Below are 26,644 nucleotides of genomic sequence, written 5' to 3' on the forward strand. Positions count from 1 at the left end.
GCGACCGACGTTCGCGCGCGTGTCCCACGGGCCGCCACCGGTCAGTGCCGGCCGGCGGCGCCACGACGGCGTACGAAGAAGACGGTGCCGGTGGCGGCGACCAGGACGAGCGCCGCACCCAGGGCGATCTCCTCGCCGTCGAGCGACCCGATGCTCCCGCCGAGACCGCCCTGCACGCCCGCGGGAGCGGTCAGGGACGTGGAGCTCGCCGTCGCGACGGCCGTGGCGGTGCCGATCACCGGGGTGACGGAGGCGGGGGCGGTGGAGGTGCCCGTGCCCGTGGCGCTGCTCGTGCCCGTGGCGCTGCTCGTGCTTGTTCCCGTGCTGCTCGTGCTGCTCGTGCTGCTCGTGCCTGTGCCGTCGGTGATGGTGAGGCTGGCGTTCTTGGCGTCGCCGCTGGAGCCGCACTTGAAGGTCACCGCGTAGATGGCACCCCGCTGGGCGTCCCCGTCCACCGTGGCGACGGCCGTGGTGGTTCCGCTGGGGATGACGGCGGTGTCGAAGACGCCCGAGGTGACGGTCGCCCCGCCCGAGCATCCGCCGCTGCCCAGCGTGACCTGTCCGCCGGGCGCGATCACCGAGGGTGTGACGGTGGGGGTGAACGGCGAGGTGCTCCCCCCGTCCTGTACGGCGTGGGCGGCGGGAGAGGCGAGGAGGAGGGCGGTGGCGCCGGACAGGGCAAGGGGTGCGACACGTATCGCGCGCATGTGAGCCTCCGGGGACCGAGGCGTATCCGCGGAACCGGTTTCCGCGAGGCGGTATGCACGAGAAAATACGTCTCGGTGTCCGACACGCTAGGAGCGCGCCACATCACCCGCGATCGGAGTAAGGCGAATGGGGCAGCGCCGTCCCCCGGGCGGCTCACCGCCCGGGGGACGCGTCCTTCCTGGGCCCTTCTCAGCGCGTCGCGTGCGGGAAGAGGTCGAAGAAGGGTGCGGCGGTCGCCGAGATGCCCCGTCCGAAGGGCGCGTCGAAGTCCCAGATCAGGAAGAGGAGGAAGGCGATCAGCACGCTGAAGAGGCCCGCGAGGAGCAACTCTCTGAAGGTTCTGCGGATCTGCAGCGTGAAGATCAGTCCCACGGTCACCAGGGCGCCGATGATGAGACCGAACCACACCACCCCCGGCATCGTGGCGCCCGCGTTCTGCCCGCGCGCGCTGCGCGCGTCGTCGGCCGCCGCGACCTGGTCCACGAGCGGCTGGTAGGCCTGGCCCTCGTGGTCGTTCCGCGGAACGTACTCGGTGACGTCCGCGCGGACCGTGTCGAGGAGCCGGGTTCCCTCGTCCGTGAGGGAGCCGTGCTTCTCCATGTACCGCCATTCGTCGTTCACCACGTAGGAGACGTAGGTGTCGACGTCGGCGCGGACGCGGTCGCGGACCTCCGCCGGATAGACCGACGACCGCGCGTGCACCTCGTGCAGCGCCTGGGCCTCCAGGCGTACGGACTCCTGGGCCGAGCTGCGGCCCTCCCAGACGCCCGCGATGGCGAGGCCGAGCACGATGGCGTACACCACGCCGATCATCATCGTCATGTACTCGATGACGTCGGGCGTCTCGGAGGGGTCGTCGTCCTCGCCGATGCGGCGGTTGTTGAGGACGGCGATGGTGAGTACGACGGCACAGACCGATGCCATCGCGATGGAGAGGGCGATCCATTCCGACAAGGTGTCCTCCGTCGGGTCAGCGGGACGAGCGAGGCCGGAGCACGGCGACGGCGAACACGGCGGGAGCCGTGATCATCAGGGTCAGCGTCACCAACGAGGTTCCGCTGTCGTGCACTTGGCGGTGGGGCTTGCGATAGGCCGGCAGCGCGACGACACGGGCCGTGGGGTGCGCGGACGGGGTGGGTGAGGGGGGCGGCGACGGACTCGGCTTCGGCGACGGCGGTGGTGGCGCCGGTACGGGGGTCCGAGGCGTCGGCCGGGGAGTGGGCGGCGGGAGCGCGCGCGGCGCCGGCGGCCGGGGTTTCGGCGGTGGCGGCGGGGGCTCCGGTGCGGGGGACGGTTCGGGCTCCGGCGTCGGGGACGGCGGAGGCGGGGGAGTGGGGGACGGTGGAGGCGGTGTGGGTTCGGGCGAGGGCGGCGGCGTCGGGGGAGGCGTGCATACGCCGCTTCCCGCCACGGCGACCGCGGTGATGGTGCCGTCCGGCCCGATGACGGCGACCGCGCAGGCATCCGCGACCGCCGGGGCGGGCGCGGTCATCAGCCAGAGGAGCGCGGTGGCCGCGGTGAGCCGTCCGATACGTGATCCGTGCACGCCCCGGATCATGGTCCTCCTCGACGGGATACGCACGAAGCACTCGGGTGATTCGCCTGATGGTGGGACAATCGCCGATTTCCGTGTACGGAACGGGGAAGCGTGCTGTGCCTTCCGGCGGCGCGCCCCTCGGGGATGGAGCGCTCTACCCGGACCGCGCGGACTGTTTTCGGTGAGCGGCTCCTGACGGACAGTGAGGGCCGACTTTCTTTTCCGGTCGGTGTGTTCGGCGTGATGGGGCGGCGGAACCCGTCGTGGGATCCGCCACCCGCCCGTACCGCTCATTCGGCATGGCCTGAAATGCCGCTCGGCGGGCGGGTTCCCCGGCGTGCGGTTACCGGGGGGTCGGTTTCCTGCGGAGGAGCGACAACTCGCCTTTCGGTAAAGGGTGGTGATACCTCAAGAGGGATCCGTGGATGCCCGTGGAAGGGTGCCGGACGATATGTGATATGAAGGGCTCCGGGATGCCTGATTCAACACCGGTGACGAGTTGGCCAGTTCCGTATCGCCCCTCGGTGACCCCGCGGGAACCCCGGTCGCTCCGCGTCCACCTGCGGATACGTACGGTGGTCACACCTGTCACCAGGGTGTGACCAATAACGGACCGCTAATTTCCGTTTCCTCTCGCTCTCTTGGCGGTCGGTCAGTAGCCTCTGGTCAACACTGACCATGAACATGGCCGGATCGTCGTGGCGACTTGTTGGAGACATCGATGGAGCGTCCCGCCTGGGCACCGCAAGGCATAGACATATCGGTGCCGAGCGTGTCCCGCATGTACGACTTCTATCTGGGCGGCTCGCACAATTTCGAGGTGGACAGGGAAGCGGCCCGCAGGGCGATGGAGTTCATGCCTGGTCTCCCCAAGATCATGCAGGCCAATCGCGCGTTCATGCGCAGGGCGGTGCGTCACGCGGTGGCCTCGGGGGTCACCCAGTTCCTGGACATCGGCTCGGGCATACCGACCTTCGGCAACGTCCACGAGATCGCCCACGCGGCCGACCCCGCCGCGCGCATCGCCTACGTCGACCACGACCCGGTCGCGGTGGCGCACAGCCGTGCGGTTCTCGACGGCGACAGCCGCACCACCGTGGTCGCCGCCGACCTGCGCCGTCCGCAGGAGATCCTGAAGAACCCGGAGATCGGCGGACTGCTCGACCTGGAAAGGCCGGTGGCCCTGCTGCTGGTGGCCGTACTCCACTTCGTCGAGGATTCCGACGACCCGTACGCCGCCGTCGCCGAGCTGCGCGACGCACTCGCCCCGGGCAGCCTGCTCGTGGTCACCCACGCCGCGTACGAGGGCATCCCGCTCACCCGTGAGGAGGCGGGCGGCACCGTGGGTGTGTACAGCAGCATCCGCAACCCGCTCATCATGCGCTCGCCCGCGGAGGTGGCCCGCTTCTTCGAGGGCTGGGAGCTGGTGGACCCGGGGCTGGTCCCGATGCCCGACTGGCGGCCCGACCCCGGCACGGCCGACGAGCCCGAAGACCCGTTCGCCTTCTCGGGCTACGCCGGTGTGGGGCGCAAGGCGTGAGCATCCCCGCCCAGAAGTCCGGAGCGGCGGACGAGGAACCGGACGGTCCCGAGGACCGGCTCCGGCGCTTCGCCACGATCTGGAGCCGGGCCATCTTCCCGTCGACGGCCACCTCGCTGACCCGTCCCGAGTTCGAACAGCACCTGCTGCCCCTGGCGCGCGAGCTGAACGAGATCCTGCACGCCCGCCCGTTCGACGCGACACCCGCCCAACAGGTCGGTACCGCGCTCGTCGCCGCCCACTGCACCGACCCCGACGCCCTCACCGCCACCCTCGGCGTCATCGACTCGTACCTGGTGCTCTACTGCGGCGGCAACGGCCCCGCCGAGCTCTCGACCGAGGACAGCCGGGCCCGCAGCGCGCGCATCCAGCACGCGCTGGCCGGCGGATACAGCCATGCGCTGCGCGAGCGGACCCTGGGCGAGCAGGAGGCCATCGCCCGCTCCGCGCTGACCGCGCGTTCGCACGCCGAGCAGGTGCTGCACGAGACGCAGGCCCGCTTCCAGGCGGTCTTCGCGGAAGCGGCCATCGGCATCGCCATCGCCGACCTCGACGGCAACGTGCTGGAGAGCAACGACACCCTCACCCGGATGTTCGGCGGCCTCGACAGCCATGTCCGCAGCCGCAAGCTGACCGACTGGGCCCACCCGGAGGACACCCCGCACGTCTGGCGGTACTACCACGAACTCGTACGCGGCGAACGCGACCACTACCGCGTCGAGAAGCCCTACTACCGCAACGACGGCACGGTCCTGTGGACCAACCTCACGGTGTCGCTGCTGCGCGACCCCGAAGGACACCCCGAGTACCAGCTCGCGCTCATGGAGGACACCACCGAGCGCAGGCTGCTCAACCTGAGGCTGCGGTACGAGGCCACCCACGACGCGCTCACCGGGCTGCCCAACCGGACCCTCTTCTTCGAGCGGCTGGAGAAGGCGGTGGCGACCAAGGGCGGCAACCGCTTCGGGCTCTGCTACCTCGACCTCGACGGCTTCAAGGCCATCAACGACAGCCTCGGCCACGCGGCGGGCGACCGCCTGCTCGTCGAGGTCGCGGACCGGCTGCAGAGCTGCGCGACGGCGCAGGGCGAGATGGTGGCCCGCCTCGGCGGCGACGAGTTCGTGGCGCTGACCACCGGCCCGAACACCGCGCGGGAGGTGGGCGACCTCGCCTGCCGCATCCTCAACGTGCTGTCCACACCCATCCGGATCGAGGGGCGGGAGCTGACGGTGCGCGGCTCCATCGGAGTCGTCGAAGGCCCCTCCGGCATCCGCAGCGCCGCCGAGGTGCTGCGCAGCGCGGACATCACGATGTACCGCGCCAAATCGGCCGGCGGCAACCGCTTCGAGCTCGCCGACGAGGAGGCCGACGCCCGCGCCATCACCCGGCACGGGCTCACCACCGCGCTTCCGGCGGCCCTGGAGCGGGGCGAGTTCTTCATCGAATACCAGCCGCTGGTGCACCTCGGCGACGGCAGCGTGCACGGCGCGGAGGCCCTCGTCCGCTGGCTGCATCCGCAGCACGGCATCCTCGGACCGGACCAGTTCATCCCGCTCGCCGAGCACACCGGCCTCATCGTGCCGCTCGGCCGCTGGGTGCTGGAGGAGTCCGTCCGCCAGGCCCACCACTGGCAGGAGCGTCACAGCGACGGCGGCCCCCTGCGGATCAACGTCAACCTCTCGCCGACCCAGCTCCACCACCCCCGGCTCGTCGCCGAGACCGTGGACGTGCTGGAACGGTCCGGTCTTGAGCCCGGTGCGCTCTGCCTGGAGCTCACCGAGTCCGCCCTGATCGGGGCCGACGACGGACTGCTCAAACCGCTGCGCCAGCTCGCGGAGATGGGTGTCGACATCGCCCTCGACGACTTCGGCACCGGCTACTCCAACCTCGCCAACCTGCGCCGCCTCCCGGTCAGCGTGCTCAAGCTCGACCGGTCCTTCACCCGGGGCATGCAGCGGCATCCGGCGGATCCCGTCGACCTGAAGATCGTGGAGGGGATCGTCACCCTGGCGCACAGCCTCGAACTGGCGGTCACGGTCGAAGGCGTGGAGACGGCGGCCCAGGCGGAGCAGCTGCGGGAGCTGGGCTGCGACACGGCCCAGGGGTGGTACTACGCCCGCCCCGGCGCCCCGGACCGCATCCACTCGCTGGTGCTGGCCGACGCCGTGTGAGCGGGGGGCGGGACGGGCGGCCCCTCCGGGTTCCGTCCACCCCGCCCAGCCCCGGACGGGCGGCCCTCCGGGGCCCGTTCACCTCTCCCCGGCGGACCCACCCTCCCGGGCCCGTTCACCTCTGTCCTGCGGACCCGCCGAGGAGGCTGCCCGGGTCCGCCTCCAGCAGCATCCGCTGGAGCTCCCTGGCCGCGCGGGGCGGTGCCACGTCCGTGCGGTGGGCCAGCGCGATGGTCCGCCGCAGCCCCGGCGGGGCCAGCGGGGTCATCCGCAGGCCCTGACCGGCCCGGCCCGCGACCATGCGCGGCACCACGGCCATGCCGAGCCCCGCCCGTACGAAACCGAGCACCGCGTCCATCTCGCCGCCCTCCACCGTGAACGTGGGCTCGAAGCCCTCCGCCCGGCAGGCGGCGACGGTGAGCTCGCGCAGGTCGTAGCCGTGGCGGAACATCACCAGCGCTTCGCCCTGGAGATCGGCGATCCGCACGGACTTCCCCCGGCCCGGCGCGGGCGCGTCCGCCGCCGACACCACGACCAGGTCCTCGTGCAGCAGCTCCACCGTGGTCAACGCCGGTGAGGCGGCGGGCAGGGGGAGCACGAGCAAGGCGATGTCGAGCGCCCCGCGCGCCAGTTGGCGGACCAGGTCGTGCGATCCGCCCTCCTCCAGCAGGAGTTCGATCCCCGGATGCCGGTCGTGGTACGCCCGCAGCACGTCGGGCAGCAGGCCGGTGCAGATGCTCGGGGTGGCGCCGAGGCGGATGCGTCCGCGCCGCAGCCGTACCAGCTCCTGCACCTCGCGGCGCGCGCTCTCCGCGTCCGCGAGGATGCGGCGGGCCAGCGGCAGCAGGGTCTCGCCCGCGTCGGTCAGCGCGATGTTGCCCCGGGCCCGGCTGAACAGCTCCGCGCCCAGCTCGTTCTCCAGGGCACGGATCTGCTGGGACAGCGACGGCTGGGAGACGTGCACCGCTTCGGCGGCCCGGGTGAAGTGCCGGGCCTCGGCGACGGCCACGAAATAAGTGAGCTGCTGGAAGTGCATAAAGGCAGGTTAAACCCGTCGCATAGGCCATGCCTATGGAGATGAGCGTGGTCATCTCTTGGACCGATGGGGATGTCCGGCCCTACCGTCGTGCTCATGGCATTGGCAACGCGGGCGGAACGACGGCCGTCCATGACGCGTACGCTCTGGGACTCGACCGTCGGCAAGAAAACGATCATGGCAGTGAGCGGCCTGATCATGCTGGGCTACCTGGTCGTCCACATGCTGGGCAACCTGAAGATCTTCTTCGGGCCCGGCGAGTTCAACCACTACGCGCACTGGCTGCGCACGCTCGGCGAGCCCTTCCTCCACCACGAGTGGGCGCTCTGGATCGTCCGCCTGGTGCTGGTCGCCGCCGTGGCGCTGCACGCGGTCTCCGCCTACCAGCTCAGCCGGCGCGACATCAGGGCGCGCCCCGTCGGCTACGTCCACAAGAGGGCCCGGGCGAGCTACGCCACCCGGACCATGCGGTGGGGCGGCATCATCCTCGCCCTCTTCATCGTCTGGCACATCCTCGACCTCACCACCGGCACCGTGCACAGCGGCGGCTTCCAGGCCGGGCACCCGTACCAGAACGTCGTCGACACCTTCTCCACCTGGTACGGCGACGTCATCTACATCGTCGCGGTGCTCGCCGTCGGCCTCCACGTCCAGCACGGGTTCTGGAGCGCCGCGCAGACCCTCGGAGTCGGCAGCGCCACCCGCGACCGGGTCCTGAAGACCCTGGCCAACGTGATCGCGGTGGTGCTCACCGCGGGATTCGTGTCCGTACCCGTTGCCGTCATGACCGGAGTCGTGAGCTGACATGAGCGACTACACGCAGTACCGGACGGGCGAGCCGCTCGTCGACACCAAGGCCCCCGAGGGCCCGGTCGCCGAACGCTGGGACACCCGCCGCTTCGAGGCCAAGCTCGTCAACCCGGCGAACCGCCGCAAGCACACGGTGATCGTCGTCGGCACCGGCCTGGCCGGCGGTTCGGCCGGCGCCACCCTCGCCGAACAGGGCTACCACGTCGTCCAGTTCTGCTTCCAGGACTCCCCGCGCCGTGCACACTCGGTCGCGGCCCAGGGCGGCATCAACGCCGCGAAGAACTACCGCAACGACGGCGACTCCGTCCACCGGCTCTTCTACGACACCGTCAAGGGCGGCGACTTCCGCGCCCGCGAGTCCAACGTGCACCGGCTCGCACAGATCTCCGTCGAGATCATCGACCAGTGCGTCGCGCAGGGCGTCCCCTTCGCCCGCGAGTACGGCGGCCTCCTCGACAACCGGTCCTTCGGCGGGGTCCAGGTCTCCCGCACCTTCTACGCCCGGGGCCAGACCGGACAGCAACTCCTGCTCGGCGCCTACCAGGCGCTGTCCCGGCAGATCGCCGCGGGCAACGTCGAACTCCACGCGCGCACCGAGATGCTCGACCTGATCGTGGTCGACGGGCGGGCCCGCGGCATCGTCGCCCGCGACCTGGTCACCGGGCGGATCGACACCTATTTCGCCGACGCGGTGGTGCTGGCCAGCGGCGGGTACGGCAACGTCTTCTACCTCTCGACCAACGCGATGAACTCCAACGCCACCGCCGTCTGGCGGGCCCACCGGCGCGGCGCCCGCTTCGCGAACCCCTGCTTCACCCAGATCCACCCCACCTGCATCCCGCGCACCGGCGACCACCAGTCCAAGCTCACCCTGATGAGCGAGTCTCTCCGCAATGACGGCCGGATCTGGGTCCCCAAGGCCGAGGGCGACGACCGCCCGGCCAACGAGATCCCCGAGGACGAGCGCGACTACTACCTGGAGCGGATCTACCCCGCCTTCGGCAACCTCGTGCCCCGCGACATCGCCTCCCGCGCCGCGAAGAACGTCTGCGACGAGGGCCGCGGCGTCGGCCCCGGCGGCCAGGGCGTCTACCTCGATTTCGCCGACGCCATCGCCCGGATGGGCCGCGCCAAGGTCGAGGAGAAGTACGGCAACCTCTTCGACATGTACGCCCGGATCACCGCCGAGGACCCGTACCAGACCCCGATGCGGATCTACCCCGCCGTGCACTACACGATGGGCGGCCTCTGGGTCGACTACGACCTCCAGACCACGATCCCCGGACTCTTCGCGATCGGCGAGGCCAACTTCTCCGACCACGGCGCCAACCGCCTCGGCGCCTCCGCGTTGATGCAGGGCCTCGCAGACGGCTACTTCGTCCTGCCGTCCACCATCAACGACTACCTCGCCCGCAATCCGCACACCACCCCCGTGGGCGCGGACCACCCGGCGGTCGTGGAGACGGTCGCCGAGACCGAGGACCGGCTCAACCTGCTGCTCGCCGTCGACGGCGACCGTACCCCCGACTCCTTCCACCGCGAGATCGGCGAACTCATGTGGGAGTTCTGCGGGATGGCCCGTACGGAGGAAGGTCTGCGCACGGCACTCGCCCGAATCCCCCTGATCCGCGAGGAGTTCTGGCGCCGCGTCAAGGTCCCCGGCACCGGTGAACAGTTCAACCAGTCGCTGGAGAAGGCCAACCGGATCGTCGACTACCTGGAGCTCGCCGAGCTGATGTGCCTCGACGCCCTCCACCGCGCCGAATCCTGCGGAGGCCACTTCCGCGAGGAGTCGCAGACCCCGGACGGCGAAGCCGCCCGCCGGGACGAGGAGTTCTCCTACGCCGCCGCGTGGGAGTTCACCGCCACCGGCGAGGCCCCCGTCCTGCACAAGGAAGACCTCGTGTTCGAGTACGTACACCCCACCCAGCGGAGCTACGCATGAAGCTCACCCTGCGCGTCTGGCGCCAGCGAGACGCCGAGGCGCCCGGCGCCATGGCCACCTACGAAGTCGACGGCATCTCGCAGGACATGTCGTTCCTCGAAATGCTCGACACCCTCAACGAGGGGCTCATCCTCGAAGGCGACGAGCCGGTCGCCTTCGACCACGACTGCCGCGAAGGCATCTGCGGAGCGTGCAGCCTCGTCATCAACGGCGACGCGCACGGCCCCGAGCGCACCACCACCTGCCAGCTCCACATGCGGTCCTTCGACGACGGCGACACCATCGACATCGAGCCCTGGCGCGCCTCCGCCTTCCCGGTCATCAAGGACCTGGTGGTCGACCGTTCGGCCTTCGACCGCATCATCCAGTCCGGCGGCTACATCTCCGCCCCCACCGGTACGGCCCCCGACGCGCACGCCACCCCCGTGCCCAAGCCGGACGCCGACTTCGCCTTCGAGCACGCCGAGTGCATCGGCTGCGGCGCCTGCGTCGCCGCCTGCCCCAACGGCTCGGCGATGCTCTTCACCTCGGCGAAGATCAACCACCTCAACGTGCTCCCGCAGGGCGCGCCCGAGCGGGAGACCCGGGTGCTCGACATGGTCGCCACCATGGACGAGGAGGGCTTCGGCGGCTGCACCCTGACCGGCGAATGCGCCACCGCCTGTCCGAAGGGGATCCCGCTGCCGTCGATCGCCGCGATGAACAAGGAGTGGCTGCGCGCCACCCGCAAGGTCCGGCGCTGATCCGAGGTCCGGCGCCGACTCGGGGTCCGGCGCTGAGCCGACTCGAGGGCCGGCTCTGATCCGAAAGGCGCCAACGACCGTCCCGCCGCCGCACCGTGGGCGCCGGCGGGACCCACCCGGAGGGGGTGGAGCGGTTTTCAAGGGGCCGCTCCACCCCCTCCGGGCTCTCCACGTGCCCGTACGCAGCCCGCCGGGCGCTCGCCCGTACGCGCCCCGACGGCTCCGGTCAGCCCGTGCGCAGCGCCCGGGCCAGGAACGGGGCCGTGCGGCTGCCCGCCGCCCGCGCGACCTCGGCCGGGGTGCCCGCCGCGACGATCCGGCCGCCCTCCTCACCGCCGCCCGGCCCCATGTCGATCACATGGTCCGCACCGGCCACCACCGCCATGTCGTGCTCCACGACCACCACCGTGCCGCCCGCGTCCACCAGCCCGTGCAACTGGCGCATCAGCACCTCCACATCGGCCGGGTGCAGCCCCGTGGTCGGCTCGTCCAGCACGTACAGGGTGTGACCCCGCCGGGCCCGCTGGAGTTCCGCCGCCAGCTTGATCCGCTGTGCCTCGCCGCCCGACAGCTCGGTGGCGGGCTGCCCGAGGCGCAGATAGCCGAGCCCCACCTCGTTCAGGGTGCGCAGGCTCCGCTCGGCGGCCGGCACCCCCGCGAAGAACCCGGCCGCCGACTCCACCGTGAGATCCAGCACCCCGGCGATGGAGAGCCCGCGCAGGGTGACCTCCAGCGTCGCCGGGTTGTAGCGCGCCCCGTGGCAGTCGGGGCAGGGCGCGTACGTGCTGGGCAGGAAGAGCAGCTCCACCGAGACGAACCCCTCACCCTGGCAGGTCTCGCACCGCCCGCCCGCCACGTTGAACGAGAACCGCCCCGCCCGGTAGCCGCGCTCCCGAGCCGTATCCGTCTGGGCGAACAGCTTGCGTACGACGTCGAACAGACCCGTGTACGTGGCCAGGTTGGAGCGCGGAGTACGGCCGATGGGCTTCTGGTCCACCTGCACCAGCCGGTCCACCGCCTCCAGCCCCCGCGCGGACACGCAGTCCCGTACGACGGGCGCGTCCGGCAGGTCCGCGGTCTGCGAAGCCTGGCGGTCGGCGAGCAGCCCGGCCAGCACCTGGCCGACCAGCGTCGACTTGCCCGAACCCGACACGCCCGTGACGGCGGTGAAGACCCCGAGCGGGAACGCCACGTCGACGCCCCGCACGTTGTGGCGGCGGACCCCTTCGAGCCGCAACGCGCCGGACGGGGTGCGCGGAGGACGAGCGGCGGGCGCCGCCCCGCCGAAGAGGAAGCGCCGGGTCGCCGACTCCGCCACCTCGGCGAGACCGGCCGGCGGGCCGCTGTGCAGCACCCGGCCGCCGTGCTCCCCGGCGAGCGGCCCCACGTCCACCAGCCAGTCGGCCTGCCGCACCACGTCCAACTGGTGCTCCACCACGAAGACCGAGTTACCGGCCTCCTTCAGCCGGCCGAGCACCGCCAGCAGGGACGCCGTGTCCGCCGGGTGCAGGCCCGCCGACGGCTCGTCCAGCACGTACACCACACCGAACAGGCCGGACCGCAACTGTGTTGCCAACCGCAGCCGTTGGAGCTCGCCGGAAGAGAGTGTCGGCGCCGTCCGGTCGAGGCTGAGATAGCCGAGTCCCAGCTCGGTGACCGTCCCGATGCGGGCCAGCAGATCCGTGGTCATCACCCGCGCCGTCGCGTCGCCGCCAAACGCGCGCAGCACCTCCGACAGAGCCGCCAGGGGCAGCGCGGCCAACTCCGCGATGGTGTACCCGGCGAAGGTCACCGCCATCGCCTCCGCCCGCAGCCGCCCGCCCCCGCAGACCGGACACGGAACGCTCGTCAGGAAACGCTCCGCCCGCGCCCGCAGGGTCCGGCTCCGGGAGTCCGCGAACGTGTGCATCACATAGCGGCGCGCGCTCATGTACGTACCCTGGTAAGGGCGTTGGATGCGGCCGGCGTCACGCACCGGATGGACCGTCACCACCGGCTGCTCGTCCGTGAAGAGAATCCACTCCCGCTCCCCGGCCGGAAGCGCGCGCCAGGGCCGGTCGACGTCGTACCCGAGGGCATCGAGCACGTCCCGCAGGTTCTTGCCCTGCCACGCACCCGGCCAGGCCGCGATCGCGCCCTCCCGGATCGACAACGAGGCGTCCGGGACGAGGAGATCCTCCGAGGTCCGGTGGATCCGGCCCAGCCCGTGACACTCGGGGCAGGCGCCCGCGGCGGTGTTGGGGGAGAAGGAGTCCGAATCCAGCCGCTCGGCACCCTCCGGATACTCCCCGGCCCGGGAGAACAGCATCCGCAGCGAGTTGGAGAGCGTGGTCACCGTACCCACCGAGGAACGCTCGCCCGCCGAGGAGCGGCGCTGCTCCAGCGAGACGGCCGGCGGCAGACCGGTGATCTCGCCGACCGCCGGAGCGCCGACCTGGTGGATCAGCCGGCGGGCGTACGGCGCCACCGACTCGAAGTACCGCCGCTGCGCCTCCGCGTAGATCGTGCCGAACGCCAGCGACGACTTGCCGGACCCGGACACCCCGGTGAAGACGGTCAGGGTGTCGCGGGGGATGTCCACGTCGATGTTCTGGAGGTTGTGCTCGCGGGCGCCACGCACCCGGACGTACGGATCGTGAGGGGTGGACATCGGTGCGGGCTCCGAACGTGGGGGACAAATGACCCCATTTTAAGGTCGTGTCCACGGGGTCGACGCATTGCCCGTCCACCTCGGGGCACGCGGTGAGCATGCCGATGATCCCCGGCCGGCCGGGCGGACCCCCGCCGGGCCGGGCTCGGACGAGAAGGAGAGTGCTGAGCGATGACGGATGACCAGAACCCCCGCGAGGACGGTTCCGTACCGACACCGGAGGACCTCCGGGCACAGGCGTCGGCCGCGCGGGACGAACTCGGCCGGACGGTCGAGCAACTGGCGGGGACGGCCGACGCGACCGTACGCGCCAAGGCCGACGAGCTGACCTCGCAGGCGCGGGAGAAGACCGCGGACGCGACGGCGCTGGGGCAGGAGAAGGCGGCCGGAGCGAAGGACCGGGCCGTGGAGAAGGCCGAGGAGATGCGGACCCACGCCCTGGAGAAGGCCGCCGAGGCACGCGCACAGGCCCGGGAGCGGACCCCGGACGCCGTGCTGGGCACCGCGGCCCAGGCCCAGCAGCAGATCGGGGTGGCCGTACGGACCCTGGGGGAGAAGTTCCAGGAGCACGCGCCCGAGCCCGTGCGCCGGGGCGCCGACCGCGTGGCCCACGCCGCGCGGGGCAAGGAGGGGCTGCTGGTCGCCGGGGGAGTGGCCGCCGTCGCGGTGGTCGCCGTCGCGCGCCACCGGCGGCGTGGATGAACGTCCCCGCCCTCGTGTACAAGCCCGTCGGCCTCGCGGTCGGGATGGCGGGCGGCCTCGTCGCCGGGGCCGTCTTCCGCCAGGTGTGGAAGACGGTCGCCCGCGAGGACGACGCCCCGAGCCCGACGGACCGCGACCGCGGCTGGCCCGAGATACTCGCCGCGGCGGCCCTGCAAGGGGCGATCTTCTCCACCGTCCGCGCCGCGGTCGGGCGGGGCGGGGCCATCACCGTCCGGCGTCTGACGGGCACCTGGCCCGACTGACGGGCCCTGCCCGGCCTTGATCCGCCGGACACCACCGAGAAGCCCGCCACCGGAACACGAACCGGTGGCGGGCTTCTCGTGCACGTGTGCGCCGTCAGGCGTCCTGGCGCTCCGGTTCGGCGCCGGTCAGCTCGGGCTCCAGGCCCTCGCCGAGCTCGGTCCGCCGGCGCCCCACGTCGCTGCGCCACGCCTCGAAGGCCCAGGCCGTGAGCGCGGCCACCGCCGCGCCGAGCAGCCAGCCCCCGACCACGTCGCTGAACCAGTGGACGCCGAGCGCGACCCGGGTGAACCCCACCCCGACCACCGACAGGGCCGCCACGCCCCAGCACAACGCGTGCCAGGCGCGCGGCACCATCGGCAGCAGGACCAGCAGCAGGACCGCGCAGGAGGTGGTCGCCGTCATCGCGTGCCCGGAGGGGAAGGAGAAGCCCGGCGCGTGCGCCACCGGGTCCTCCAGGGACGGCCGGGCGCGCTCCACCACGGTCTTGACGAGCAGCCCGACCAGCCCTCCGCCCACCGCCGTCACAGCGGCCCAGGACGCCAGCCGCCAGGCCCGCTTCCACAGCAGCCAGACCGTCAGCAGCGCCACCGCGGAACGCAGGGTGGCCGGGTCCCACACCCAGTCGGAGAGGAACCGCAGCGTGCCGGTCCACGCGGGGTGGTCGAGGGCCGTGCGGTTCAGCCGCAGCGCCGCCGAGGCGTCGAGCCGGCGCAACGGCTGCCAGTGCCCCTCCACGAGGACGAGCAGCAGGGCGAAGGGGACCGCGGCCACGGCGGCGACCGCGACGGCCCCGAGCAGCCGGGCGCCGAATCTCCGGTCGGCCCGGCGGCTGTCGCGGAGGCGGCGGGCGGTGGTGCGTACGGGCATCGGGGCTCCCGGGTCCGGGGTGGTTCGGTTCGGTTCGGTCCTGACCAGGGGGTCTCAGGCTCCCGGGTCGGGCTGGATCGGCCCGGGCCGCCGGGCCCGCACCGCTTCGAGCTGCGCGGCGAAGGACAGCCCGAGGAAGAGGGCGATCGAGGTCAGATAGGCCCACAGCAGCAGCGACATGAAGGCGCTGAGGGGTCCGTAGACGGTGTCGAAGGACCCGCTGAACGCGAGGTACTTGCTGAGCAGCCAGGTCAGCGCCGTCCACAGCACCAGGTAGACGGCCGCCCCGAACGCCAGCCAGGTGTATCCGGGTTGCTTCCGCCGGGGCGCCCGGCGGAATATCGCGCTGGCGGAGATCAGGGCGAGAATCACCCCCAGCGGCCACCGCAGGAGGTCCCAGGCGGTCCGGGCGCCGTCGCCGAGGTGGTAGACGCTGGTCGCGGCGGCCACCAGGTCCCCGCCCGCCACCATCAGCAGCGAACCGATGCCGAGCGGAATGCCCGCGCTGAGGGACATGACGAGCCCGCGCAGGTACTTCCGGTGGAAGACCCGGTCGCGCTCGACACCGTAGATCCGGTTCGCCCCCCGCTCCACCTGGCACATCGCGGTGGTGGTGTTGACCATCGAGAAGGCGAGTCCGAACCACAGGGCAAGCCGGGCGCCGATGCCCGTCTGGCGACGGCTCTGGTCCAGCGCCTCGTCGACGACGTCGGCGCTGGGGCCCGCGCTGATCCGGTGGATCGTCAGCTCGGCGAGCCGGCCGATGTTCTCGGTGTGCATCTCGGCCGAGAGCCCGACGAACGCGATGACCAGCGGTATCACCGCCAGCACCGTCTGCAGGGCGAGGGCCCGGGAGTGGCTGAACCCGTCGGAGTAGCGGAAGCGGACGAAGGAGTCGCGCACGAGCTGCCAGCTGCCGTACCGGCGCAGGGTGGCCAGCGCCTCGTCGGCGGAGAGTTCGTCGCCCGTCATGTCGCGGGTCTGGGGGACCCGGGTCGCCGTACCCATCACGCGCCCCCGGCGGGGACGAGGACGATCAGCGCCCCGGGCACGACCTCGGCGATGAGCCGGAGACCGGCGCCCACCGGGTCGCCGTCCATCTCGCGGGGCTGCGGCGACGCGAAGTGCAGCTCGGCGCGGCGGAACGTGAAGAACTCGACGGGACCTCCACCCTTGCCGCCCTCGGAAGCCCTGCCCGAGGTCGGGCGCAGCAGCACCCGCAGGGCGCGGAGCCAGTCGGCCGGGCCGTGCGGATCGTAGAGCGCGAGGTCCAGCAGCCCGTCGTCCGGCCGCGCGGCGGGTACGAGGGTGGTGCCGCCCTGCACCGTACCGATGTTGGCGAGGAGCACCATCCGCACGCTCCGGTGCAGCTCCGGGCCACCGTCCAGGCGGACCGTCAGCCGGGTCCGGGGGGACCGCAGCTCCCGCAGTCCGGCCACCACGTAGGCGGGCCAGCCCACCGCGGACTTGGCGCGGTCCGAGGTGTGCTCCAGCATCGCCGCGTCCAGGCCCGCCCCCGACATGGCCGTGAAGTGGGTCGCCGGGACTCCGTCGCCCTCCAGCCGGCCCAGGTCGAGCCGGTGCGGGGTGCCGGCCAGTGCCGCGTGCAGGGCCTTCGCGGGGTCGAGCGGCAGCCCGAGGTGACGGGCGAGCAGATTGCCGGTGCCGCAGGGGACGATCGCCAGCGCGACGCCCGTACCCGCGAGGACGTCGGCCACCGTACGGACCGTCCCGTCGCCGCCGCAGACCACGACCAGACCCGCGCCCCCACGGACCGCTTCCGCCGCCTGCCCGGCGCCCGGGTCGTCCGCCGTCGTCTCCGCGAACACCGGTGCGCCGCGCCCGTGCTGGGCCAGAACCAGCCGCAGGGTGTCCCGGACCGCGGGGCCGGTGACCGTGGGGTTGACGATGACGACGGTGTGCCCGGTGGTCCCGGTGGTCCGCCGGTCGGGCTGATCGGTGCGGGACTCCGCCGCGGCCACCGCGACCTCCGTCGCGCCGGCGGGTACGGGGGCCGCCGCGTAGTCGTCCGCGAGGACGGCCCGGCCCACGATCAGCAGCGAGAGGCCGCCGTTCAGCAGGCCGCCCGCCACGTCGGTGGGGTGGTGCATGCCCCGGTAGAGCCGGGCGACCCCGACGAGCAGCGGGATCAGCAGGAAGACGGCACCCAGGACCTTCCGCCAGGGGCCGCGCACCCGGGACAGCGCCAGGACGGCGAGTCCGCCGTAGAGCGCGGTGGCCGCCCCGGTGTGCCCGGAGGTGTAGCTGGAGGTCGGCGGCGAGGCGTCCAGGCGCTCCACGTCCGGGCGGGTCCGGTCGACGGACTCCGTGATGACGAGGAAGACCAGTGCCTGGAGGGACACGGCGGCCGCGAGGAAGACGGTCTCCCGCCACCTCGGCAGCCGGGGGATGAGGACCAGCCCCACGCAGACCAGCAGGGTGATGCCGATCACCGTCGAGGTGTTGCCCGCGCCGGAGCCGATGAGCGAGGCGGAGGTGAGCGCGTGCGTGCGTATGCGCTCGAAGCCCTCGTTCACCTCGTCCTCGACGGTCAGCGGCCACCAGTCCCGTGCCGGGCCGGTGATCAGCAGGCCGAAGCCCGTCAGCAGTCCCGCCTGGCAGACCGTCAGCGCACCGACGCGTACGGTGGCGCGGCCGATACCGCTGGTCAGGGCGGGGGAGCGGCCGGGACGGGAGTCGCCCGGGCGCTGCTCGCCGTCGACTCCGGCCCGTCTCGCCGGCAGGGCAGTCGGCATGGAACCCCCACGTGTACGTACTCGCGTTCCCGGAACCGGGCGGCGAGTGCGGCCCGGCCCTCGGCGTATGCCCCCGAAACGGGGCGGCAGGCCTCGGCCCCGTGCGGCGGACCTGCGGTGGACCTCGGCTCCGCGCGGCGGACCGCTGTCCGCGGAAGGCTCTGGGCCGTGTCCGACCCGGCCCGTGGGGCGGGCGGCTGCGACGCGCAGGGTCGGACACGGCCTACTGTGGACGGATGACCGACGACGCCAGGCCCCTTGCCGTATTCGACCTGGACGGCACGCTCTCGGACAGCGCCCACCGGCAGCACTTCCTCGAAGGTGCCCGCCGGGACTGGTCCGCGTTCTTCGCCGCCGCTGTCGACGACCCGCCGCTCGCCGAGGGGATCAGCCTCGCCGTGCGGAGCGCCGACGAGTGCGAGGTCGTCTACCTGACCGGACGCCCGGAGCGCTGCCGCAAGGACACCCTCGACTGGATCGCCCTGCACGGGCTCCCCGAAGGGCCGCTGCACATGCGGCGCAACGACGACCGCCGGCCCGCCCGCCGCACCAAGCTGGAGGTGCTGAAGCGGCTGGGCCGGGCGCGCGGGATCCGAATGGTCGTGGACGACGACGAGCTGGTCTGCGACGACGCCGAGGCGGCCGGTTTCACCGTGGTCCGGGCCCGCTGGGCCGAGTCGTCCCAGGCGTTGAAGGACGCCCAGGAGCGTCAGGGGCGTACGTGAGGGCACGCCGGTGGCGAATGCCGCCGCGAGGAGGGCCTCGTCGCGCGCGGTCTCACCGTCGCGGGTCGGGGGCGTGTCCTCCTGCGGTGCGTCGTGTCCGCCGTGCTGCGTCGGACGGTGCCGTGTCGTGCTCCGTCGGGCCGTGTCGGGCCGTGCCGTGCGGTGTCGTGCCGTGCGGTGTCGCGTCGGACCGTGTCAGGAGGTTCCGTCGAGCCGGAAACCGACCTTGAGCGTCACCTGGTAGTGCCCGATCCGGCCGTCCTCGATGTGTCCGCGCGCTTCCTTGATCTCGAACCAGTCGAGATTGCGCAACGTTTCCGACGCTCGGGCGATGCCGTTGCGGATCGCCGCGTCGATGCTCTCTTCGGAGGTTCCTACGATCTCGGTGACCCGATAGGTGTGATTGGACATCGTATGTCTCCCTTCGTGTCTCCACGGTGCCTTACTCCCGGGCGGTGCGCGAGGGAGCGGGCGGCGGCGCCCGGCTGACGGGCGGCCCTTGACCTGCTCAATGGTCCATACCAAAATCCAGTCACACACCCGTGCGAGCACCGCCCGCGTCCCCCCACACCGGGTCAAGATCCCATCGTGCTGATTCGCAGAAGGTGACGCTCGTGAAGAACCGGATTCTCGCCGGAGCCATCGCACTCGTCTCGTCCGTCGCTCTCGGAGGATGCGGTTACCTGTCCCCCTCCGGCGCGGAAGACACAACCGTGACGGTCTGGCTGATGAAGGGCAGTGCCTCCACCGAATTCCTGGACAAGTTCACCGCGGCGTACGAGAAGGAACACGATGCGGTCGAACTGGAGTTCAAATTCCAGGAGTGGGGCGGGATCGGACCCAAGGTGCTGTCCGCGCTCAAGGGCAAGGGCAAGGACTCCCCGGACGTCATCGAGGTCGGCAACACGCAGGTCGCCCAGTACGCGGAGAGCGGCGGCCTGCGCGACCTCACCCTGGAGTCCATGCGCGACCTCGGCAGCGAGGACTGGCTGCCGGGCCTCGCCGACCCGGGCAGTATCAACGGAGTGCAGTACGGCATCCCCTGGTACGCGGCCAACCGGGTGGTCATCTACAACAAGGACCTCTTCGCGCAGGCGGGGATCGACACCCCGCCGAAGAACCGCGAGCAGTGGATCGCCGACACCGAACTCCTGGACGCGGACGGGAACCAGGGCATCTACCTCGCGGGGCAGAACTGGTACGTCCTCGCCGGATTCATCTGGGACGAGGGCGGCGAACTCGCCGAAGGGGACGACGGCGACTGGACCGGTGCCCTGGACAGCCCCGAGGCGCTCAGGGGCATGGAGTTCTACAAGAAGCTCCAGGCACTCGGTGCCGGCCCGAAGGACGCAGACGAGGAGAACCCGCCGCAGACCGACGTGTTCGCCCGCGGCGACGTCGCGCAGATCATCTCCACCCCGGGCAGCGCCGCGCTCATCGAGCAGGCCAACCCGGAACTCAAGGGAAAACTGGGCTACTTCCCGATACCCGGCAAGACCACGAAGAAGCCCGGCGCGGTGTTCACCGGCGGCTCCGACCTGATCGTCCCGGAGAAGGCCGAGCACCGCAGCGCCGGGGTCGCCGTGGTGGAGGCGCTGGCGAGCGAGAAGTGGCAGCGCGAACTCGCCCTGGCCATGAGCTACGTCCCCAACAAGCCGAAGCTCGCGGGCGCCATCGAGGGCCAGGAAGGCACCGCCGCGATGGCGGAGGGTGCCGCCCAGGGGCGAGCCACCCCCAACTCCGCCCAGTGGGCGGACGTCGAGGCCGAGAACCCCATCAAGCCGTACATGACCGCGGTGCTGGAGGGGCGTGACCCGGCCGAGGAAGCGAAGTCGGCCTCGGAGCGCATCAGTTCCCTTCTCGCCGGCAGCTGACGCGCCCCAAGGGGCCGGTGGGGTGCGGGGGAAGGGCGGGCCCGGGCCGCACCCCGGGATTCAGCCGTCGCACATCCGCGCGCTCCATGGCGGTCACGTCGAATCCAGCCGGCCACGGAAGAAGTAGGGGGCCGGACCTTCGCCGCCCAGTGCCTCGGCCGGCGGGGTCCGGCGGCCGCCCTTGCCGATCCGTCCCCGGAGACCGCCATGACCGCGCTGCCCCTCGCCCCACCGGTTCACTCCGTCTCCGAAGTGCCGGCCCCCGCCCGGCCCGCCGCCCCCTCGGGCCCGTCCCAGCCCCCCGCCTACCGCCTCTCCCTCGCCGCGGGTCCCGAGGACGTACGCGCCGCCCAGCGGCTGCGGTACCAGGTGTTCGCCGGAGAGCTCGGTGCCCGGCTCGACGGCCCCGAACCCGGCCTCGACGGCGACGCGTTCGACGCCTTCTGCGACCACCTGCTGGTGAGGGAGACCGCCACCGGCGACGTCGTCGCCACCTATCGGGTACTGCCCCCCGAGCGCGCCCGCGCCGCCGGACGCCTCTACTCGGAGGGCGAGTTCGACCTCACCCGGCTCGCCCCCCTGCGCGACGACCTCGTCGAAGTGGGCCGCTCCTGCGTCCACCCCGCACACCGCGACGGTGCCGTCATCGCCCTCATCTGGGCCGGCCTCGCCCGCTACATGGAGCGCACCGGCCACAACTGGCTGGCCGGCTGCTGCTCGCTCCCGCTGGGCGACGGCGGCCTCCACGCCGCCCGCAGCTGGGAGACCGTACGCACCAAGCACCTGGCCCCCGAGGAGTACCGGGTCACCCCGCACCGCCTCTGGCCGGGCAGCGCGAGCACCTCCGGCCCGCAGCCGGCCGCCGGCGCCCGCGCCGACCTGCCGCCGCTGCTCCGCGGCTACCTGCGCCTCGGCGCCTGGGTGTGCGGATCACCCGCCCACGACCCGGACTTCGACTGCGCCGACCTCTATATACTCCTCTCCATGCGCCGCACGGACCCCCGCTACCTGCGGCACTTCCTCTCCATGGCGCCTCTGCGATGAACGCCTGGTTCCCCGTCTCCCCGTGCACACCGCAGGCCTGCACCGGCCACCACGGAGCGGTGCGTCCCGTCCTGCCCGCGGTGGCACGGCTGGTGGCGGGCAGCCTGCTCGCGCTCGGCGGCGCCGCGTGCACACCCGTCGCGGCGGCGCTCACGCAGCCGGTCCGCGACCGGCTGGTCCGCCGCTGGTCCCGGGCCGTCCTGCGCACCTTCGGGGTGCGCGCACGGATCACCGGGAACCCGGGCGGAGGCGAGGGCCCGGCCCTCGGCAGGGACGGCGGGGAACCGGGCTCCGGTGGTGAACCGGCCGTCGGCAGGGGCGGCGGGGAACTGGTCGTCGCCAACCACATCTCGTGGCTCGACATACCGCTCGTCGCCGCCGCCCTCCCCGCGCGGATGCTCGGCAAGTCCGACATACGGCAGTGGCCGCTGCTCGGCACCCTCGCCGCGCGCGGCGGCACCCTCTTCATCGACCGGGAGAGCCTGCGGGCGCTGCCCGCGTCGGTCGGCGCCGTCGCCGACGCGCTGCGCGCCGGCGACCGGGTGGTGGCCTTCCCGGAGGGCTCCACCCGGTGCGGCGGCGGCCCGCCGGGCACCTTCCGCCGCGCGGTCTTCCAGGCGGCCGTGGACGCGGGCGCGACGGTGCGGCCGGCCCGGATCTCCTACCGCGTCGAACCCGCCCCCGCCGGGGCGTGCGGCCACCTCCCGGCCCGCGCCGTCGCGTTCGTCGGCGACGACCCGCTCCACGCCTCGCTGTGGAGGGTGGTGCGGGCCGCCGGAGTGACCGCCGAGGTCACCCTCCTGCCGCCGCTGCTCGCGGACCGGTCGGGCGACCGGCGGACGCTCGCCCGCCTCGCTCAGACGGCGGTCGCCAGCGACACCGCGAACCTGCCCGCCGTGTCCGTCCACCACTGATCGAGCCGCAGCCCCGCCGTGTCCAGCTCCTCGCGCACCCGCTCCTGACGGAACTTCGCCGACACCTCCGTACGCAGCTCCTCGCCCTCCTCGAACGACACCACGAGATCCAGCTCATGGATCTTCACCGTGAGCGCCGAGCGGGCCCGCAGTCGCATCTCGATCCACTCGGCGTCCGCGTCCCAGCGCGCGACGTGGTCGAAGGCGCCGGGGTCGAAGTCCGCGTCCAGCGCCCGGTTGACGACCTCCAGGACGTTCTTGTTGAACGCGGCGGTGACCCCGGACGTGTCGTCGTACGCCGCGACCAGCGTGTCCGGCTCCTTCACCAGGTCCGTACCGAGCAGCAGCGCGTCGCCGGGGGAGAGGATCGAGCGGACCGAGCGCAGGAACGTGGCCCGCTCCTCCGGCAGCAGATTGCCGATCGTGCCGCCGAGGAACGCCACCAGCCGGGGGCCCGGGGTGCCCGGCAGGGCGAGGCCGCCGGTGAAGTCCGCGATCAGCGCGTGCACGTTCAGCCCGGGACGCTCGGCGAGCAGCGCCTTAGCCGCCCCGGTCAGCGCGCTCTCGCTCACGTCGACGGGGACGTAACTGTGCAGCAGTGGAAGGGCGTCGAGCAGGTGACGGGTCTTCTCCGAGGAGCCCGAACCCAGTTCGATCAAGGTCCGGGCGCCCGAGGCGGCGGCGATGTCCGCCGCGTGCGCCACCAGGACCTCCCGCTCCGCGCGGGTCGGGTAGTACTCGGGCAGCCGGGTGATCTCCTCGAACAGCTCGCTGCCCCGGGCGTCGTAGAACCACTTCGGCGGCAGCGTCTTGGGGCGGCGGGACAGGCCGGCGAGCACATCGGCGCGGAGCGATGCCTCCGTGGCGTCCACCGGCAGGGTGCGGGTCAGCAGAAAGGGACTCAACGGGGTGGCTCCTTGAGCGGGGTGGTCAGGACTTCGTCGACGGTCGCCACCAGCAGGGTGCGGTCCGGCACCTCGTGCCAGGCCGGATCGTCGTCGTACGGCTCCGAAGCCACCACCGTGCGGAGGCCGGGCCGGTGCAGATACCAGAGGCTGTCGCCCCAGGCGGTCGCCACGACGGTCTTCCCGTCGCCGACCAGCAGGTTGAGACGTGAACCGGGCGCCGACCGTGCCACGTCCGAGACGGTGTCGGCGACGGCCTGCGGGAGGTCGTCGCCCTCCTCGGCGCGATGGCGGATCAGCGCCCACAGCAGCGCCGAGTCGCTGCGCGCGTCCAGGGAGAGCAGGACGGACGCGGGCAGCGCGGAGGCGAGCGGCGCGAGGGAGCCGGGCCACCCGAGAACGGCGCCGTTGTGGCTGAACAGCAACGGCCCCGCCTTGAACGGAGCGGCCGCAGCCTCCCCGTCCGCACCCGACTCGGTCGCGTCCCGCACGGCCGCGAGGAACGCCCCGCTGCGGACCACCCGGGCGAGCTCCCCGAACGTCTCGTCGCCCCAGACCGGGACGGCCCGCCGGTAACGGCCCGGCACCGGGTCGCCGGGCGCGTACCAGCCGACCCCGAACCCGTCCGCGTTGACCGTGCCGTTGCGCTGCCGGCGCGGCGCCCAGGACTGCCGTACGAGCGAGAACTCCGGCGCCATCAGTACCTCGCCCAGCGCGACCGGAGGGCCCAGATAGGCGAGGTGACGGCACATCAGGTGTCCCTGGCGGTGCGGAAACCGGAGAAGATCTGGCGGCGCACCGGCAGGTCCCAGTTCCGGAACGTGCCCCGGCAGGCGACCGGGTCCACCGCGAACGAACCGCCCCGCAGCACCTTGTGCTCCGGGCCGAAGAAGACCTCCGAGTACTCGCGGTACGGGAAGGCCACGAACCCCGGATAGGGCAGGAAGTCGCTGGCCGTCCACTCCCACACGTCACCGATCAGCTGGCGCACCCCGGCGGCCGACTCCCCCTGCGGGTAGGCGCCCGCGGCGGCGGGCCGCAGATGACGCTGGCCGAGGTTCGCCCGCTCCGGCGTGGGGTCGGCGTCGCCCCACGGGTAGCGCAGCGAACGCCCGGATGCCGCGTCGTGGCGGGCCGCCTTCTCCCACTCGGCCTCGGTCGGCAGCCGCCGCCCGGCCCAGCGGGCGTAGGCGTCCGCCTCGTACCAGCTGACGTGCAGCACCGGCTCGTCGGCCGGTACGGGCTCGGTCACGCCGAACCGCCGCCGCAGCCACTGCCCCGCCTCACGGTGCCAGAACAGCGGCGCGGTGAGCTCGTGTTCGCGGACCATCGCCCACCCCGCCGGATGCCACCAGCGCTCCTGGGTGTACCCGCCGTCCTCGATGAACCGCTGGTACGCCCCGCAGGTGACCGGGGTGGTGTCCAGGAAGAACGCGGCCACCTCCCGCCGGTGCGCCGGGCGTTCGTTGTCCAGCGCCCAGGGCTCGGTGGACGTCCCCATGGTGAACGGCCCGCCGGGGACGAGTACTTCGCGAGGGAGGCGTACGGAGTCCTGGGACCGGGGCGGCTCGGGGGCGGTCAGTGCGGCCGGGCCGGAACGCAGCTGATGGGTGATCAGCATGGTCTCGTCGTGCTGCTGTTCGTGCTGGGCGATCATGCCGAACGCGAACCCGGCGCGTTCCAGCGGGCGTCCGCCGCCGTGCAGCGGGGCGCTCTCCAGGATCTCCAGCACCCGGCCGCGTACGTCCGAGGCGTAGGTCCGCGCCTCGGCGGGGGCCAGCAGCGGCAGGGAGGGGCGGGCGGACCTCGGGTGCTCGAACGCGTCGTACAGGCCGTCGATCTCCGGCCGGATCGCGTCCCGGCCGCCCACGGCCCGCAGGAGCCACTGCTCCTCCTGGTTGCCGATGTGGGCCAGGTCCCAGACCAGCGGGGACATCAACGGCGAGTGCTGGGCGATGAGTTCGCCGTCCTCGACGCTGTCCGTCAGGATCGCGGTGCGGGCCCTGGCGGCGATCAGGGCGGTCAGGGCCCGGCCGCGGAGAGCCTCGGCGTCGGACTCCGGCGCGAAGTGGAAGTTGCTGTCGGAGACGGTGGTCATGCCGGGAGCCCCTTTCCGGAGGGAGTGGTCCGGGCGCCGCCCGCCGAGGACGCCTCGGCCCACGCGGCGGCGGCCGCGGGGGAGAGGAGGTCGGGCAGGTCGTCGGCGGGACATCGCCCGCGGGCGACGTACCGCTCGGTGAAGTCCGCCACGGTGTCCAGCACCGCGGTGGTCGCGCCGATCCGGGGGAGTGCGCCGAGCGCCGCCTCGAAACAGGTGGTGGCCGCGGCCCGCAGCTCGGGATCGGTCAGCCCGTCGCGGGCCGCCGCCCGCCACAACGGGTTGCGCGGCGCCGCGTTCGGCCCCGCCGTCTCGGCCAGCGGTTTCACGGTGCGGTACACCGTCTCCGCCGCTTCCGGATCGTCGAACAGCGCGGTGGCGACGGCGAGCGGCACCACCCAGCCGTCGGCCCCGGACTGGGCGTCGATCATGCGCAGCTCGAGGTGGCCGCGGGGCCGGGCCGGCGGGAAGCAGGTGGTCATGTGGTACTCCAGGTCCTCAGCGAGGGGCGGCCGGGGGCCACCGCCCCGGATCCACTGGCGGAACGTGAGCCCGTCCGGCACCACCCAGGGGCCCGTGCCGGTACGGATGCACATGACGCTGGTGTCCAGTACATGCGCGGCCCATGCCTCGCGCGGCGGAAGATGCCCCGGGGGAGCCAATGTGCGGTCCGGGTCGAGCGCGGCCCACAGCCCCTGCCGGGTCGACCGCCAGCCGGTCCGCGCCCGCTGCTGGAAGGGCGAGTTGGCGAACGCCGCCACCAGCACCGCGCCCAGAAGGTGCGCGAGCTGCCACCGGCGGCCGTAACCCAGCGGGCCCGGCTCCTCCTCGCCCGCGTCCAGGCAGACCTGCACCGACGCGGAGGTGCACATCATCGCCCGCCCGGCCGTACCCGAGCGGTCCAGGGCCGCCTCCATCGCGTCGTAACGCGGCTCCCTCAGCCACCGGCGGGGCGACTGCCAGGGATCGACGCCCAGCCCCGCCGGGACCAGGCCCGACCGGCCCAGGGTGCCGCGCACGGCCGCCAGGTCGGCGGCGACCGCGTCGACGCACGCCGTCAGCGATCCGGCGGGCCGCGAACTGAGTTCGAGCTGCCCTCCGGGCTCGAAGGTCAGCGCCGAGTCGAGCGCCAGCGTCCGCACCCCGGCGAACGCGTCGTCCAGGCGCTCCGGGGCGACCCGCAGATCAGGATGTGCGGCGTCGTGGATGAGCCATTCGAGTTCCACGCCGACGGTGCGGGGCGGACCCGTCTTGAAACAGATGGCCTGCAGTAAATCCTCCGCCTCGCTCTCGCCGAGAGGCGATCCATGCGTGCGGGTGCCGGTTCCGGTGGTCGCGTTCGGGGGCATACGTGC

The 26,644-nt window shown here is 72.5% G+C and carries 23 protein-coding genes; 11 read left to right on the plus strand and 12 right to left on the minus strand.

Annotation, left to right across the window (positions count from 1 at the left end; all coding sequences use genetic code 11):
* Nucleotides 1-41 precede the first annotated feature (41 nt).
* Both OG599_RS32090 and OG599_RS32095 read right to left on the minus strand, forming a co-directional pair.
* Nucleotides 42-707 (minus strand): hypothetical protein, encoded by a 666-nt coding sequence (locus tag OG599_RS32090; protein ID WP_327179466.1) that lies wholly within the window; start codon nt 705-707, stop codon nt 42-44.
* Between the two features lie 190 nt (nt 708-897).
* Nucleotides 898-1,662 (minus strand): bestrophin-like domain, encoded by a 765-nt coding sequence (locus OG599_RS32095; RefSeq protein WP_327179467.1) that lies wholly within the window; start codon nt 1,660-1,662, stop codon nt 898-900.
* Between the two features lie 1,304 nt (nt 1,663-2,966).
* Between OG599_RS32095 and OG599_RS32100 the strand changes: the two genes are divergently transcribed.
* Entirely contained in the window at nt 2,967-3,785 is an 819-nt protein-coding gene (locus OG599_RS32100) for an SAM-dependent methyltransferase (protein ID WP_327179468.1), read from the plus strand.
* On the plus strand, nt 3,782-5,956 hold the full coding sequence (locus tag OG599_RS32105) for a putative bifunctional diguanylate cyclase/phosphodiesterase (protein WP_327179469.1): 2,175 nt from the start codon (nt 3,782-3,784) through the stop codon (nt 5,954-5,956). The genes OG599_RS32100 and OG599_RS32105 overlap by 4 nt, the downstream gene beginning before the upstream one ends.
* Nucleotides 5,957-6,071: 115 nt before the next feature.
* On the opposite strand, the gene OG599_RS32110 is transcribed toward OG599_RS32105, so the two are convergent.
* Entirely contained in the window at nt 6,072-6,992 is a 921-nt protein-coding gene (locus OG599_RS32110) for a LysR family transcriptional regulator (protein ID WP_327179470.1), read from the minus strand.
* 96 nt (nt 6,993-7,088) lie between these two features.
* Between OG599_RS32110 and OG599_RS32115 the strand changes: the two genes are divergently transcribed.
* From OG599_RS32115 to OG599_RS32125, 3 genes are read left to right on the plus strand one after another with little or no spacing between them, the layout of a single operon-like run.
* On the plus strand, nt 7,089-7,796 hold the full coding sequence (locus OG599_RS32115; protein WP_327179471.1) for a succinate dehydrogenase: 708 nt from the start codon (nt 7,089-7,091) through the stop codon (nt 7,794-7,796).
* A 1-nt stretch (nt 7,797) separates the two neighbouring features.
* Nucleotides 7,798-9,747 (plus strand): fumarate reductase/succinate dehydrogenase flavoprotein subunit, encoded by a 1,950-nt coding sequence (locus OG599_RS32120; RefSeq protein WP_327179472.1) that lies wholly within the window; start codon nt 7,798-7,800, stop codon nt 9,745-9,747.
* Nucleotides 9,744-10,490, plus strand: coding sequence for a succinate dehydrogenase/fumarate reductase iron-sulfur subunit (locus tag OG599_RS32125; RefSeq protein WP_327179473.1), 747 nt, complete (start codon nt 9,744-9,746; stop codon nt 10,488-10,490). The genes OG599_RS32120 and OG599_RS32125 overlap by 4 nt, the downstream gene beginning before the upstream one ends.
* A gap of 226 nt (nt 10,491-10,716) precedes the next feature.
* Here the strand turns inward: OG599_RS32125 and OG599_RS32130 are convergent, their stop codons facing one another.
* On the minus strand, nt 10,717-13,140 hold the full coding sequence (locus OG599_RS32130) for an excinuclease ABC subunit UvrA (RefSeq protein WP_327179474.1): 2,424 nt from the start codon (nt 13,138-13,140) through the stop codon (nt 10,717-10,719).
* 171 nt (nt 13,141-13,311) lie between these two features.
* Here OG599_RS32130 and OG599_RS32135 point away from each other — a divergent pair, with 171 nt between their 5' ends.
* Nucleotides 13,312-13,842, plus strand: a complete 531-nt coding sequence (locus OG599_RS32135; RefSeq protein ID WP_327179475.1) for a hypothetical protein — start codon at nt 13,312-13,314, stop codon at nt 13,840-13,842.
* The gene (locus OG599_RS32140; protein WP_327179476.1) at nt 13,839-14,105 is read left to right on the plus strand and encodes a DUF4235 domain-containing protein; all 267 of its coding nucleotides are present in this window, start codon (nt 13,839-13,841) and stop codon (nt 14,103-14,105) included. The genes OG599_RS32135 and OG599_RS32140 overlap by 4 nt, the downstream gene beginning before the upstream one ends.
* Nucleotides 14,106-14,199: 94 nt before the next feature.
* On the opposite strand, the gene OG599_RS32145 is transcribed toward OG599_RS32140, so the two are convergent.
* From OG599_RS32145 to OG599_RS32155, 3 genes are read right to left on the minus strand one after another with little or no spacing between them, the layout of a single operon-like run.
* A complete protein-coding gene (locus OG599_RS32145; RefSeq protein ID WP_327179477.1) occupies nt 14,200-14,973 on the minus strand; it encodes a phosphatase PAP2 family protein in 774 nt (257 codons plus the stop codon).
* Nucleotides 14,974-15,027: 54 nt separating this feature from the next.
* The gene (locus OG599_RS32150) at nt 15,028-15,981 is read right to left on the minus strand and encodes a YihY/virulence factor BrkB family protein (protein WP_327179478.1); all 954 of its coding nucleotides are present in this window, start codon (nt 15,979-15,981) and stop codon (nt 15,028-15,030) included.
* A complete protein-coding gene (locus OG599_RS32155; protein ID WP_327179479.1) occupies nt 15,981-17,729 on the minus strand; it encodes a diacylglycerol kinase family protein in 1,749 nt (582 codons plus the stop codon). The genes OG599_RS32150 and OG599_RS32155 overlap by 1 nt, the downstream gene beginning before the upstream one ends.
* Before the next feature lie 236 nt (nt 17,730-17,965).
* Between OG599_RS32155 and OG599_RS32160 the strand changes: the two genes are divergently transcribed.
* Nucleotides 17,966-18,454, plus strand: a complete 489-nt coding sequence (locus OG599_RS32160; RefSeq protein ID WP_327179480.1) for a phosphatase domain-containing protein — start codon at nt 17,966-17,968, stop codon at nt 18,452-18,454.
* A 195-nt stretch (nt 18,455-18,649) separates the two neighbouring features.
* Here the strand turns inward: OG599_RS32160 and OG599_RS32165 are convergent, their stop codons facing one another.
* Nucleotides 18,650-18,865 carry a dodecin gene (locus OG599_RS32165; protein WP_327179481.1) on the minus strand — a complete coding sequence of 72 codons (216 nt, stop codon included), beginning with the start codon at nt 18,863-18,865 and terminating at the stop codon, nt 18,650-18,652.
* Nucleotides 18,866-19,068: 203 nt separating this feature from the next.
* On the opposite strand from OG599_RS32165, the gene OG599_RS32170 reads away from it, so the two are divergent.
* The 3 genes from OG599_RS32170 (at nt 19,069) to OG599_RS32180 (ending at nt 22,286) form a co-directional block, all read left to right on the plus strand.
* Complete coding sequence (locus tag OG599_RS32170; protein ID WP_327179482.1) at nt 19,069-20,328, plus strand: extracellular solute-binding protein; 1,260 nt, start codon at nt 19,069-19,071, stop codon at nt 20,326-20,328.
* Nucleotides 20,329-20,535: 207 nt separating this feature from the next.
* On the plus strand, nt 20,536-21,372 hold the full coding sequence (locus OG599_RS32175; RefSeq protein ID WP_327179483.1) for a GNAT family N-acetyltransferase: 837 nt from the start codon (nt 20,536-20,538) through the stop codon (nt 21,370-21,372).
* Entirely contained in the window at nt 21,369-22,286 is a 918-nt protein-coding gene (locus OG599_RS32180; protein WP_327179484.1) for a lysophospholipid acyltransferase family protein, read from the plus strand. Before OG599_RS32175 ends, OG599_RS32180 begins: the two co-directional genes overlap by 4 nt.
* On the opposite strand, the gene egtD is transcribed toward OG599_RS32180, so the two are convergent.
* From egtD to egtA, 4 genes are read right to left on the minus strand one after another with little or no spacing between them, the layout of a single operon-like run.
* The gene (egtD, locus tag OG599_RS32185) at nt 22,229-23,191 is read right to left on the minus strand and encodes an L-histidine N(alpha)-methyltransferase (protein WP_327179485.1); all 963 of its coding nucleotides are present in this window, start codon (nt 23,189-23,191) and stop codon (nt 22,229-22,231) included. The two genes, OG599_RS32180 and egtD, sit on opposite strands and share 58 nt — an antisense overlap.
* Nucleotides 23,188-23,943, minus strand: a complete 756-nt coding sequence (gene egtC, locus OG599_RS32190; protein ID WP_327179486.1) for an ergothioneine biosynthesis protein EgtC — start codon at nt 23,941-23,943, stop codon at nt 23,188-23,190. The genes egtD and egtC overlap by 4 nt, the downstream gene beginning before the upstream one ends.
* Entirely contained in the window at nt 23,943-25,289 is a 1,347-nt protein-coding gene (gene egtB / locus OG599_RS32195) for an ergothioneine biosynthesis protein EgtB (protein ID WP_327179487.1), read from the minus strand. Before egtB ends, egtC begins: the two co-directional genes overlap by 1 nt.
* Nucleotides 25,286-26,638: an ergothioneine biosynthesis glutamate--cysteine ligase EgtA gene (gene egtA / locus OG599_RS32200; RefSeq protein WP_327179488.1), complete on the minus strand. Its 1,353-nt coding sequence runs from the start codon at nt 26,636-26,638 to the stop codon at nt 25,286-25,288. Before egtA ends, egtB begins: the two co-directional genes overlap by 4 nt.
* Nucleotides 26,639-26,644: the final 6 nt, after the last annotated feature.

This window comes from Streptomyces sp. NBC_01335 (genome assembly GCF_035953295.1).
In the GTDB taxonomy this organism is placed as follows: domain Bacteria; phylum Actinomycetota; class Actinomycetes; order Streptomycetales; family Streptomycetaceae; genus Streptomyces.

Coding starts and splice junctions, on each gene's coding strand:
- OG599_RS32145 (WP_327179477.1), bottom strand. CDS start 14,973: ATGCCCGTACGCACCACCGCCCGCCGCCTCCGCGACAGCCGCCGGGCC.
- OG599_RS32165 (WP_327179481.1), bottom strand. CDS start 18,865: ATGTCCAATCACACCTATCGGGTCACCGAGATCGTAGGAACCTCCGAA.
- OG599_RS32155 (WP_327179479.1), bottom strand. CDS start 17,729: ATGCCGACTGCCCTGCCGGCGAGACGGGCCGGAGTCGACGGCGAGCAG.
- egtA (WP_327179488.1), bottom strand. CDS start 26,638: ATGCCCCCGAACGCGACCACCGGAACCGGCACCCGCACGCATGGATCG.
- OG599_RS32115 (WP_327179471.1), top strand. CDS start 7,089: ATGGCATTGGCAACGCGGGCGGAACGACGGCCGTCCATGACGCGTACG.
- OG599_RS32130 (WP_327179474.1), bottom strand. CDS start 13,140: ATGTCCACCCCTCACGATCCGTACGTCCGGGTGCGTGGCGCCCGCGAG.
- OG599_RS32140 (WP_327179476.1), top strand. CDS start 13,839: ATGAACGTCCCCGCCCTCGTGTACAAGCCCGTCGGCCTCGCGGTCGGG.
- OG599_RS32110 (WP_327179470.1), bottom strand. CDS start 6,992: ATGCACTTCCAGCAGCTCACTTATTTCGTGGCCGTCGCCGAGGCCCGG.
- OG599_RS32125 (WP_327179473.1), top strand. CDS start 9,744: ATGAAGCTCACCCTGCGCGTCTGGCGCCAGCGAGACGCCGAGGCGCCC.
- OG599_RS32160 (WP_327179480.1), top strand. CDS start 17,966: ATGACCGACGACGCCAGGCCCCTTGCCGTATTCGACCTGGACGGCACG.
- OG599_RS32120 (WP_327179472.1), top strand. CDS start 7,798: ATGAGCGACTACACGCAGTACCGGACGGGCGAGCCGCTCGTCGACACC.
- egtC (WP_327179486.1), bottom strand. CDS start 23,943: ATGTGCCGTCACCTCGCCTATCTGGGCCCTCCGGTCGCGCTGGGCGAG.
- OG599_RS32090 (WP_327179466.1), bottom strand. CDS start 707: ATGCGCGCGATACGTGTCGCACCCCTTGCCCTGTCCGGCGCCACCGCC.
- OG599_RS32150 (WP_327179478.1), bottom strand. CDS start 15,981: ATGGGTACGGCGACCCGGGTCCCCCAGACCCGCGACATGACGGGCGAC.
- OG599_RS32100 (WP_327179468.1), top strand. CDS start 2,967: ATGGAGCGTCCCGCCTGGGCACCGCAAGGCATAGACATATCGGTGCCG.
- OG599_RS32175 (WP_327179483.1), top strand. CDS start 20,536: ATGACCGCGCTGCCCCTCGCCCCACCGGTTCACTCCGTCTCCGAAGTG.
- egtB (WP_327179487.1), bottom strand. CDS start 25,289: ATGACCACCGTCTCCGACAGCAACTTCCACTTCGCGCCGGAGTCCGAC.
- OG599_RS32180 (WP_327179484.1), top strand. CDS start 21,369: ATGAACGCCTGGTTCCCCGTCTCCCCGTGCACACCGCAGGCCTGCACC.
- OG599_RS32135 (WP_327179475.1), top strand. CDS start 13,312: ATGACGGATGACCAGAACCCCCGCGAGGACGGTTCCGTACCGACACCG.